This is a genomic window from Streptomyces sp. NPDC002467 (assembly GCF_042889825.1).
In the GTDB taxonomy this organism is placed as follows: domain Bacteria; phylum Actinomycetota; class Actinomycetes; order Streptomycetales; family Streptomycetaceae; genus Streptomyces.
In genome coordinates this window covers 1-6,732 of sequence record NZ_JBIARJ010000025.1, presented here as the reverse complement: position 1 = coordinate 6,732, position 6,732 = coordinate 1, and the positions used below count along the sequence as shown (strand labels likewise).

Sequence of the window (6,732 nt, the reverse complement as noted above, 5' to 3'; positions counted from 1 at the left end):
ACGGGGGGGGGGGGGGCGGGGGGGGGGGGGGGGGGGGGGGGGGCGGGGGGGGCGCGGGGGGGGGGGGGGGCCCCGGGGGGGGGGGGTCGTCCGGGACGGGCTTCGATGTTCGGTGCCTGGTCGGGGTCGGTTTGTCGGGCGGTGCCGTGCGCCTCGGACATCTCGTTTTGGTCCCGGACGACACCCCACCCCGGCCCCACCCCCGGCCGGCGGTCGTCTTCAGCCTTGCGGTCGTTTCCCATCGGCCTCACCGGCGCCGCTTTCCCAGCCCCTCCGGCGTTTGAGGAGCGGGGTCCGGGGTGAACGGTGGAAGGGCGAGTAGGGGACCGGCTCCGCGCAGCGGCCGCCCAAGCCCGGCCTCGCTGGACCCGTACGCGAGGATGAGGCGGCCAGCCCACCCGCACCCCCGGAGGCCCCGCATGCCCGCACCAGAGATCCCGGTACCCGGCCCGCTCGTCGACGCCCACTGGCTCGCCGGCCGCCTCGGAGAGGGGATCGTGGTCTTCGACGCCTCCGTCGGGGCACACGGAAACGCCCCGCAACGGATACCCGGCGCCCGCCCCTTCGACCTCGACGGCGCCCTGTCCGACCACACCGCCCCCGCCCCCCACACCATGCCCACCGCCGCGGAGTTCACCGAGGAGATGCGCGCCCTCGGCGTGGGAGACGACTCGACCGTGGTCGTCTACGACGCCGCCGGCGTCTACTCCAGCCCCCGCGCCTGGTGGATGCTCCGCGCCATGGGCTTCGACCGGGTCGCCGTGCTGGACGGCGGGCTGCCCGCGTGGGCTGCCGCCGGGTTGCCGGTCGAGAGCGGGCCCGCCGCGTACGACGGCCCCCGCGGCTCCTTCACCGCGCGGCCCCGACCCGGGCTGGTGGTCGACGCCGAGGTCGTCGCCGAGGCCCTCGCCGACCCGGCCGCCGCCGTGCTCGACGCCCGTACCAGGGGGCGTTTCGCCGGTACCGCCCCCGAGCCCAGGGACGGGCTGCGGGGTGGGCACATGCCGGGTGCGCTGAACCTGCCGTTCGGGGAACTCCAGGGTCCGGACGGCCGGATGCGGCCCGCCGGGGAGCTCCGGGAGGCCTTCGAGGCGCTGGCGGGGGACCGGGAGCGGCTGTACTTCAGCTGTGGGTCCGGGGTGACCGCCTGTGTGCTGGCCCTCGGGGCGGATCTCGCCGGATACGGGCGGCTGGCGGTGTACGACGGTTCGTGGAGCGAGTGGGGGCTCGAATCCGGCGGGCGTCCGGTGACGACCTGAGTTCACTCGAACGGGCCGATTTCCGGGGCGTCGTGGGGGTACTGAACGCCCGTCCTCACCCACCCGCCCCATGGAGAACCCCGTGCCCGAGAAGAACGGCCCCTACCAGGCAGGCACCCCCTGCTGGATCGACCTGATGGTCCCGGACCAGCAGCGCGCGATCGACTTCTACAGTGACCTCCTCGGCTGGCAGGGCGAGGTCGGGCCTCCGGAGACGGGCGGCTACGCCGTCTGCACGCTCAAGGGGAAGCCGGTCGCCGGGATCATGGCGGCCATGAACCCGGACGGCACCACGCCCGACCCGATGCCCCCGGCGGTGTGGACGACATACCTGGCCACGGACGGCCTCGACGGGACGCTCGGGCAGGTCGGCGACGCCGGCGGCAAGGTGATGATGCCGGGCATGGACGTCATGGACCTCGGCCGCATGGCGGTCGTGTCAGACCCGCAGGGGGCGGTGTTCGGGCTGTGGGAGGCGAAGTCCTTCACCGGCGCCGGGATCGTCAACGAGCCGGGCGCGCTGATCTGGAACGAGCTCAGCACCACGGACACCGACGCCGCCGGCCGGTTCTATTCGGCCGCGCTGCCGATGACGCCGAAGCGGTCCGAGATGCCGGGCGCCGAGGGGTACGTGGAGTGGCAGGTCGGCGGCCGGGCCGTCGGCGGCATGATGACCCTGGAGAAGGCCCCGCCCGGGACCCCGCCGCACTGGATGGCGTACTTCAGCGTGGACGACGTCGACAGCGTGACCGCCGCGGCGGAGCGGGCCGGGGCCACCGTCCTGGCACCCCCGTTCGACATGGCGGCCGGGCGGATGGCCGTACTGGCCGACCCGCAGGGCGCCGTGTTCTCGGTCATCGCCGCCTCGATGGCGGAGCAGCCGGCCTAGACGGGGAGGGTGCCGCCGGTGTTCAGGATCATCCGGCGGAGCACCTTCAGCGTGGTGACGTAGTCGGCCTCGGCGATGCCGTCGTGGATCCGGGCGGTGATGGCGGGGGCGTGCTGCTTGAGATCGAGGCGGGCCTCCTCGCCCGCCTCGCTGATCCACAGCCGTCCGTCGCCGTCGCGGGTGAGCCAACCGCGCTCCAGCAGGACCTCCGCCTCCGCGGCCAGGTCGTCCTCGGGCCGCAGGTACGTGCTCATGGCCTCCTGGAGCCGGGGGATCGTCATGCCCTCGCCGTCGGGGGAGAGGTCGTTCCGCGACAGGTTGCGCAGCAGCCAGAACCCGGGCTGGGTGTGGCCGAGCTCGGCCTGCCGGGCCCGGGTGAAGGCGATGAGGGACTCGTAGGCCAGTCCGGTCCAGTACGCGGCGGGCTGGGAGGCGAGTTCGGCGTCGGTGAGGTGCTCGTTCGCGATCATGAGTCGAACGTAGGACCTCGACCTTGGTTGAGGTCAAGCGTCCGGGGGTTATCCCCACCCGGGGTTCGGGTACCGGCACCATCGGCCCCGCCCCCGTGGAGGGCGAGCATCGTGGCATGACTTCTCACACCTCGTCAGTCCGTGCCGCAGCCGTCGTCCTCGGGGCCGGAATCCTCGTCGCCGGCTGCTCCTTCGCCGACGGCCAGAAGAAGACGGCGACCGCCGACACCACGGTCACCGAGGCCGTCACCGCCGTGGAGCTGGGCGACACCAGGGCCGGGTCGATCGAGGTCACGCCCGGGACCGGGCCCGGGGTGACGGTCCGCCGCACCGTCCACTACCGCGGGGACGGCGCGCCCGTGCCCGGCCAGAAGGTCACCGGCGGGGTGCTGACCTTCACCGACGGCTGCTCCGACGGCTGCTACGTCGACTACCGCCTGGAGGTCCCGGCCGCCGCCACGGTCAAGCTGGAGAGCAGCAGCGGCCGCATCTCCGTGACGGGGGTGGCGGCGGCCGAGGTCAAGGCCGACTCCGGCAAGGTGACCGCCGACCGGATCGCCGGACCGCTGAAGATCCGTACGTCCTCGGGCACGATCAACGCCACCGGCCTGTCCGGACCGGACGCGGACGTCCGCTCGGACTCGGGCGACGCCCGCCTGGACTTCGCCGAGGTCCCCTCCGCCGTGCGCGCCGAGACCTCCTCGGGCAACGTCAGCCTGAAGGTCCCCCGGGCCCCCTACCTGGTCGCGGTCGCCACCACCTCGGGCACCCGGGAGGTCTCGCTCCCCTCGGACCCGGCCGCCGCGTCCCGGCTGTCGGCGAAGACGACCTCGGGGGACGTCCGCGTTTCCGCCGTGTGAGAGGTGTTCGCCCCCGGCGAACGGGTGTTGGGGAACATCGGGCCGCGCAGATGCATTGAGTCCGCATAGCTCAACTTCACTGCCGGAGGGAAGATCATGGCTTCGACGTCCGTAACGCTCACTCTGCCCGTGCTGCCGCTCGACGACGAGGTCGTGCTGCCCGGAATGGTCGTTCCGCTGGACTTGTCCGACACCGAGGTACGGGCCGCCGTGGAGGCGGCCCAGGCGGCGGCCGGCAGCGGGAAGCCCAAGGTGCTGCTCGTACCGCGCATCGACGGGACGTACGCCGGGACCGGTGTGCTCGGGACCGTCGAGCAGGTCGGACGGCTCTCCGACGGGGACCCCGGCGCGCTCATCCGCGGCCGCGGGCGGGTCCGGATCGGGGCCGGGACCACCGGGCCCGGGGCAGCGCTCTGGGTCGAGGGCGAGACCGTGGAGGAGTCCGTCCCCGATCCGCTGCCCGGCGCCGTCACCGAGCTCGTCAAGGAGTACAAGGCGCTCGCCACCAGCTGGCTCAAGAAGCGCGGGGCCTGGCAGGTCGTGGACCGGGTCCAGCAGATCGAAGGGGTCTCGGCGCTCGCCGACAACTCCGGCTACTCGCCCTTCCTGACCGTCGCCCAGAAGGTCGAACTGCTGGAGACCGCCGACCCGGTCGCCCGCCTCCGCCTCGCGATCAAGGCCCTCAGCGACCACCTCGCCGAGCAGGACGTCGCCGAGTCCATCGCCAAGGACGTCCAGGACGGCGTCGACAAGCAGCAGCGCGAGTTCCTGCTGCGCCGCCAGCTGGAAGCCGTACGCAAGGAACTGCGCGAGCTGAACGGCGAGAAGGACGGCGAGGAGTCCGACGACTACCGGGCCCGCGTCGAGGCCGCCGACCTGCCCGAGAAGGTCCGCGAGGCCGCGCTCAAGGAAGTCGACAAGCTGGAGCGGTCCAGCGACCAGAGCCCCGAGGGCTCCTGGATCCGGACCTGGCTCGACACCGTCCTCGAACTGCCCTGGAACGACCGCACCGAGGACCAGTACGACATCCAGGGCGCGCGGGCGATCCTCGACGCCGAGCACGCCGGGCTGAGCGACGTGAAGGACCGCATCACCGAGTACCTCGCGGTCCGCAAGCGGCGCGGCGAGCGCGGCCTGGGCGTCATCGGCGGACGCCGCGGCGGCGCCGTCCTCGCCCTCGTCGGACCGCCCGGCGTCGGCAAGACCTCGCTCGGCGAGTCCGTCGCGCACGCCATGGGCCGCAAGTTCGTCCGCGTCGCACTCGGCGGCGTCCGCGACGAGGCCGAGATCCGCGGTCACCGCCGGACCTACGTCGGCGCGCTGCCGGGCCGGATCGTACGGGCCATCAAGGAGGCCGGGTCCATGAACCCGGTCGTCCTCCTCGACGAGATCGACAAGGTCGGCTCCGACTACCGCGGCGACCCGGCCGCCGCCCTGCTGGAGGTGCTGGACCCCGCCCAGAACCACACCTTCCGCGACCACTACCTGGAGGTCGAACTCGACCTCAGCGACGTGGTCTTCCTCGCCACCGCCAACGTCCTGGAGGCCATCCCCGAGGCGCTCGCCGACCGCATGGAGCTGGTCCGCCTCGACGGCTACACCGAGGACGAGAAGGTCGTCATCGCCCGCGACCACCTGCTGCCCCGCCAGCTGGACCGCGCCGGCCTCGGCGCCGACGAGGTGGTCCTGGAGGAGGACGCCCTGCGCAAGCTGGCCGGCGAGTACACCCGCGAGGCGGGCGTGCGCACCCTGGAACGCTCCATCGCCCGCCTCCTGCGCAAGGTGGCCTCGCAGCACGAGCTGGGGGAGCGCGAACTGCCCTTCCGGATCGGCGCCGACGACCTGCGTCCCCTCATCGGACGGCCGCACCACGTACCGGAGTCCGCCCAGGACCCGGCCGAACGGCGCACCGCCGTCCCCGGCGTGGCCACCGGCCTCGCGGTCACCGGCGCGGGCGGTGACGTCCTCTTCGTCGAGGCCTCGCTGGCCGACCCGGAGACCGGCGCCGCCGGACTCAGCCTCACCGGGCAGCTCGGCGACGTCATGAAGGAATCCGCGCAGATCGCGCTGAGCTTCCTGCGCTCGCACGGCGCGGAACTGGAACTGCCCGTCGCCGACCTGAAGGACCGGGGCGTGCACATCCACTTCCCGGCCGGCGCGGTCCCCAAGGACGGCCCCAGCGCGGGCATCACCATGACCACCGCCCTCGCCTCGCTGCTCTCCGGGCGGACGGTCCGCACGGACGTGGCGATGACCGGCGAGGTCTCCCTGACCGGTCGGGTCCTGCCGATCGGCGGGGTCAAGCAGAAGCTGCTGGCCGCGCACCGGGCCGGGCTGACCACCGTCATCATCCCGAAGCGCAACGAGGCCGACCTGGACGACGTCCCGGCCGAGGTGCTGGAGGGGCTGGAGGTGCACCCGGTGACCGACGTCCGCCAGGTGCTGGCGCTGGCCCTCGCCGAAGCGGAAGTCGCCCTTCCGGCCGCCGCCTGACGCCGTCTCCGGCCCGGGTCCCCGTCTCCGGCGGGGTCCCGGGCCTTCGGCCTGCCCCCTGCGAAATACTGGCTGCTCACACACCACCGAAGGAGCCGTACGTGCACGGGAGCGAAGACCAGGAGTTCCTTGCCCTGGAGCGGGAACTGTCCGTCTTCCTCCGACGGGCCCGCGCCTCCTCCGGCGAGATGGCCCGCGAACTCCACCCCGAACTGGAGCCGGCCGCGTACGGGCTCCTCGTACGCCTGGAGGCGGCGGGGCGGCAGCGGGCCACGGAACTGGCGGCGTACTTCGGGGTCGGCAAGGCCACGATGAGCCGGCAACTGCGGGCCCTGGAGGTCCTGGGCCTGGTCGCCCGCGAGCCGGACCCCGCGGACGGCCGCGCCTTCCTCGTGGGCCTCACCGAGGAGGGCCGATCGCGGTTCCTCCGCGTCCGGGACGCCAGGCGCGAGCAGTACATGCGCAAGCTCGCCGACTGGGACCGCGGAGAAGTGGCGGAACTGGCCCGCCTCTTGAACCAGCTGAACGCGGGCACGGAATAGTTCGCCCCTCCCTCTGGGACGTCCCCGCTCCCTGCCCCGCCGGGGCGGCCGTGTGACACCCCCGCCCCGCAGGGGCCGGCAGCGTGGCACTCCCGCGCCGTCGGGGTTGGGTGTGCGGCGGGGTGCCCCCGCAGGGCGTCGAACGAAACCCGCTCGTCTTGCCGGTGCCGCATCGGGTTCGACGCCCGAGGAGGTGCCCCGGCGCGCGCCCGGCCCCGA

Annotated in this window: 6 protein-coding genes; 5 read left to right on the top strand and 1 reads right to left on the bottom strand. The window is 73.5% G+C overall.

Features of this window, described 5'->3' with window-relative positions; genetic code table 11:
- The first annotated feature begins 419 nt into the window (after positions 1–419).
- The gene (locus ACFYYJ_RS36025; protein WP_389138516.1) at positions 420–1,259 is read left to right on the top strand and encodes a sulfurtransferase; all 840 of its coding nucleotides are present in this window, start codon (positions 420–422) and stop codon (positions 1,257–1,259) included.
- 82 nt (positions 1,260–1,341) lie between these two features.
- Entirely contained in the window at positions 1,342–2,148 is an 807-nt protein-coding gene (locus ACFYYJ_RS36020; protein ID WP_385364506.1) for a VOC family protein, read from the top strand.
- Here the strand turns inward: ACFYYJ_RS36020 and ACFYYJ_RS36015 are convergent.
- Complete coding sequence (locus ACFYYJ_RS36015) at positions 2,145–2,618, bottom strand: MarR family transcriptional regulator (RefSeq protein ID WP_385128043.1); 474 nt, start codon at positions 2,616–2,618, stop codon at positions 2,145–2,147. The genes ACFYYJ_RS36020 and ACFYYJ_RS36015 overlap by 4 nt on opposite strands.
- Positions 2,619–2,734: 116 nt before the next feature.
- On the opposite strand from ACFYYJ_RS36015, the gene ACFYYJ_RS36010 reads away from it, so the two are divergent.
- From ACFYYJ_RS36010 to ACFYYJ_RS36000, 3 genes are all read left to right on the top strand, one after another.
- Positions 2,735–3,478, top strand: a complete 744-nt coding sequence (locus ACFYYJ_RS36010) for a DUF4097 family beta strand repeat-containing protein (protein ID WP_389138511.1) — start codon at positions 2,735–2,737, stop codon at positions 3,476–3,478.
- A gap of 96 nt (positions 3,479–3,574) precedes the next feature.
- Positions 3,575–5,971 (top strand): endopeptidase La, encoded by a 2,397-nt coding sequence (gene lon, locus ACFYYJ_RS36005; RefSeq protein WP_389138508.1) that lies wholly within the window; start codon positions 3,575–3,577, stop codon positions 5,969–5,971.
- A 101-nt stretch (positions 5,972–6,072) separates the two neighbouring features.
- Positions 6,073–6,513: a MarR family winged helix-turn-helix transcriptional regulator gene (locus ACFYYJ_RS36000; protein ID WP_389138505.1), complete on the top strand. Its 441-nt coding sequence runs from the start codon at positions 6,073–6,075 to the stop codon at positions 6,511–6,513.
- The last annotated feature ends 219 nt before the right edge of the window (positions 6,514–6,732 follow it).

What these genes read in the sequence shown, in the direction of transcription:
- ACFYYJ_RS36025 (WP_389138516.1), top strand. Translation starts at nt 420, where the DNA reads ATGCCCGCACCAGAGATCCCGGTACCCGGCCCGCTCGTCGACGCCCAC.
- ACFYYJ_RS36015 (WP_385128043.1), bottom strand. Translation starts at nt 2,618, where the DNA reads ATGATCGCGAACGAGCACCTCACCGACGCCGAACTCGCCTCCCAGCCC.
- ACFYYJ_RS36010 (WP_389138511.1), top strand. Translation starts at nt 2,735, where the DNA reads ATGACTTCTCACACCTCGTCAGTCCGTGCCGCAGCCGTCGTCCTCGGG.
- lon (WP_389138508.1), top strand. Translation starts at nt 3,575, where the DNA reads ATGGCTTCGACGTCCGTAACGCTCACTCTGCCCGTGCTGCCGCTCGAC.